The organism is Streptomyces sp. NPDC001732 (genome assembly GCF_053596315.1).
In genome coordinates this window covers 1-2,366 of sequence record NZ_JBSFFY010000182.1, presented here as the reverse complement: position 1 = coordinate 2,366, position 2,366 = coordinate 1, and the positions used below count along the sequence as shown (strand labels likewise).

The following is a 2,366-nucleotide window of genomic DNA, read 5'->3' as shown; positions in this document are numbered from 1 at the left end:
TACGACCGATCCCGCGACGTGGCTGCACACACCGCAGAACCTCGCCCGGCTGGCCGCCCTCACCCAGGCCGCCGACGCCCGCAGCCGCATCGTCGAGGACCGGGAGGCCCCGGCTGCCGACCCGGCCGGACCGGTCGACCGGCCCCGCCAGGAGCACGAGCAGCGCCAGCAGCCCGGTCACGGCCAGGGCCCCGGGCCCCGGCCGTGACCCGCCCGGCGGGACGCAGCTCGGAGCCACCGCGCCAGCACCCGGCACGCGCCCGGCGCCCCGGCCCCGGAGACATCAGGGCGCGGCGAAGGTACGGGGACTGCCCCCGTGAACGAGGAGGAACCCATGGTCGACCTGATCTTGATACAGCTCTCGCCGGAACAGCGGGAGCGCCTGGAGCGGCTCACCGACGCGAGCCGGCTGCGGACGGCGCTGTACCCGTCACCGAAGCCGCGGCCGCTCCGGCGCCGCTCCCGGCAGTACCCCGGCGGCCGGCCGAACCCGTGGCGCACCGCGCGCCTGCGCCACCGCTACTTCTGGTGAGTGGACACGGTGGACCCCACCGCGCACCCGGTGGGCGCGATGGATGGTGTGACTCCGGGAGAGGGGGGCCCACCGTGGGGATCCACCCGGCGGGAGTGGACTCCACCGCGAAGCGCACCGAGTGGGAGTGGACTCCACCGTGACATCGGGTGGACTCCACTGAGCCTCCGCCAACTTGAAACAACAGGCCAAAGGGCTGGTGTGACGGTGCTCGGGGCACTCACGCTGGTCGTGGGCAGGAGTCCGCAGAGAAGATCATCCGTCAGCGGTTGACTTCGAGGTTCGTCAGGACGAGCAGAGCGCGCAGGAGCTGGGTTGCGCGGGCGGGGTCGGTGCGGAGCTTGGTGAGGATCCACCAGTTCTTGAGGTGGGCGAAGCCGTGCTCGACCGGTGCCCGTCCGACGGCGAGGACGCGGTTGGCGGTTTTCTGGCCTGGGGTGAGCTTGTGGGTCCGGCTGGCGGTGTAGCCGGTGATGATCACAGGATTGAGGATGTCGTTGTCCAGGCCGCGGAAGCCGAGGTCGGCGAGGGCGCCGAGGCCGGCGGCGCGCAGGTGATTCAGGATGTGGTCGTGGCGGGCCGCGGTGTTGTCGTGGGTGCGGCCGGGCCGGGCGGCGGATATCCAGATCAGGCGCCCGCTCTCGTCGGTCAGGGCGAGGAAGTGCAGGCCGTGGCTGTGGTGCTTGCCGGAGTAGTTCCGTCGGTCGACCTTGCCGGTGCGGCGCCTGGTGCGGATGAGGGTGCCGTCGATCAGGACGACCTCCCCGCCCTGCCTGGCAACCTTCCGCAGGGCGCGGTCCAGGCGCGGGGCCTGGGCGGCGAGCAGTCCGATCACCTCGTCGCGCCAGCGGCGGATGGTGGACTCGGACACGTTGTTGCCGCCGGCTATGTCGGCCAGGCGCTGGTCATGACGCAGTACGGCCAGGACGATCACCGCGATCTTCCCCGGCGGCAGGATCCGCCACCTGGACCGAATCGCCTTCAGATGGCGCCTGAGCAGATCGGCGAGGTGACTGATGGTGCGCGTGGACAGCGGCAGACGGCGCTGATAGACCAGCGAGCAGGTGTCCTCGGTGTGCTCTTTGGCATTCTTCACACAGTCCCAACAGCCGCCGGGGGCACCCGGGTTACGTCAGTGCCGAGCCGCTCCGAGTGGCGGTCCTGGTCACAGACGGGTGGTGAACCGGCCGTCGGGCAGTTTGCGCAGCCAGCCGCGATCGACGAGTCTGACCAGCTTGCTGCGCAGCGGTTCCAGTTTGGACCGCACGCTGACATCCACCCCCACCACCTCGCCGACCTCGCGGGCCATGACCGGTCCGGCGGCCTGGCGCACGGCCGCGAGGATCCGCTGGTAGTCCGCCGGGAGCGCGGTCTCCTCCACACCCGCCGCGCGGTGTGGGATCAGCATCACCGCCTGTCCGCCCACCTGCCCCGGCACCGGTGCGGCCGCGGCACGCTCCCGGGCGAGCTGCTTACTGATCGTTTCAGAATGAGTTCGGCGTGAGGGCTTGGCGACCGGGCCTGGTCGCGGCAGAGTGTTGCAGGTGTCGGATGATCTTGTGCCTGATGACCTGTGGGAACGTATCGCTCCGCTGCTGCCGCCCCGCCCGCCGAGGCGCCATCGATACCCCGGACGTCTGCCGGCGGACGACCGTGCGGCCCTGCGGGGCATCGTTTACGTCCTGCGCAAGAACGTGAGCTGGAGAGACGTTCCGGCCGAGCGGACCGGCTGCAGCGGAGTGACGGCCTGGCGGCGGCTGCGGGACTGGACCGAGGCCGGCCTCTGGCCCCGCCTGCACGAAGTGCTCCTGGCCGAGCTGCGCAAAGCAGGTCT

The 2,366-nt window shown here is 71.1% G+C and carries 4 protein-coding genes and 1 pseudogene; 3 read left to right on the top strand and 2 right to left on the bottom strand.

What is annotated here, in order from left to right:
• Window positions 1-208, top strand: a pseudogene (locus ACWCXX_RS41205) (MobF family relaxase); the annotation flags it as partial.
• 126 nt (window positions 209-334) lie between these two features.
• Window positions 335-532, top strand: coding sequence for a hypothetical protein (locus ACWCXX_RS41200; protein WP_451136429.1), 198 nt, complete (start codon window positions 335-337; stop codon window positions 530-532).
• A 262-nt stretch (window positions 533-794) separates the two neighbouring features.
• Here the strand turns inward: ACWCXX_RS41200 and ACWCXX_RS41195 are convergent, their stop codons facing one another.
• Together ACWCXX_RS41195 and ACWCXX_RS41190 are read right to left on the bottom strand one after the other, a co-directional pair.
• Window positions 795-1,628: a transposase family protein gene (locus ACWCXX_RS41195; protein ID WP_451136427.1), complete on the bottom strand. Its 834-nt coding sequence runs from the start codon at window positions 1,626-1,628 to the stop codon at window positions 795-797.
• 69 nt (window positions 1,629-1,697) lie between these two features.
• The gene (locus ACWCXX_RS41190) at window positions 1,698-1,940 is read right to left on the bottom strand and encodes a hypothetical protein (RefSeq protein WP_451136425.1); all 243 of its coding nucleotides are present in this window, start codon (window positions 1,938-1,940) and stop codon (window positions 1,698-1,700) included.
• A gap of 136 nt (window positions 1,941-2,076) precedes the next feature.
• On the opposite strand from ACWCXX_RS41190, the gene ACWCXX_RS41185 reads away from it, so the two are divergent.
• Window positions 2,077-2,366, top strand: a 290-nt coding sequence (locus ACWCXX_RS41185) for a transposase (RefSeq protein ID WP_451136423.1), incomplete at its 3' end; no start/stop codon positions are given.

Excerpts from the sequence above, each read along its gene's own strand:
- ACWCXX_RS41200 (WP_451136429.1), top strand. The coding sequence starts at position 335 with ATGGTCGACCTGATCTTGATACAGCTCTCGCCGGAACAGCGGGAGCGC.
- ACWCXX_RS41190 (WP_451136425.1), bottom strand. The coding sequence starts at position 1,940 with ATGCTGATCCCACACCGCGCGGCGGGTGTGGAGGAGACCGCGCTCCCG.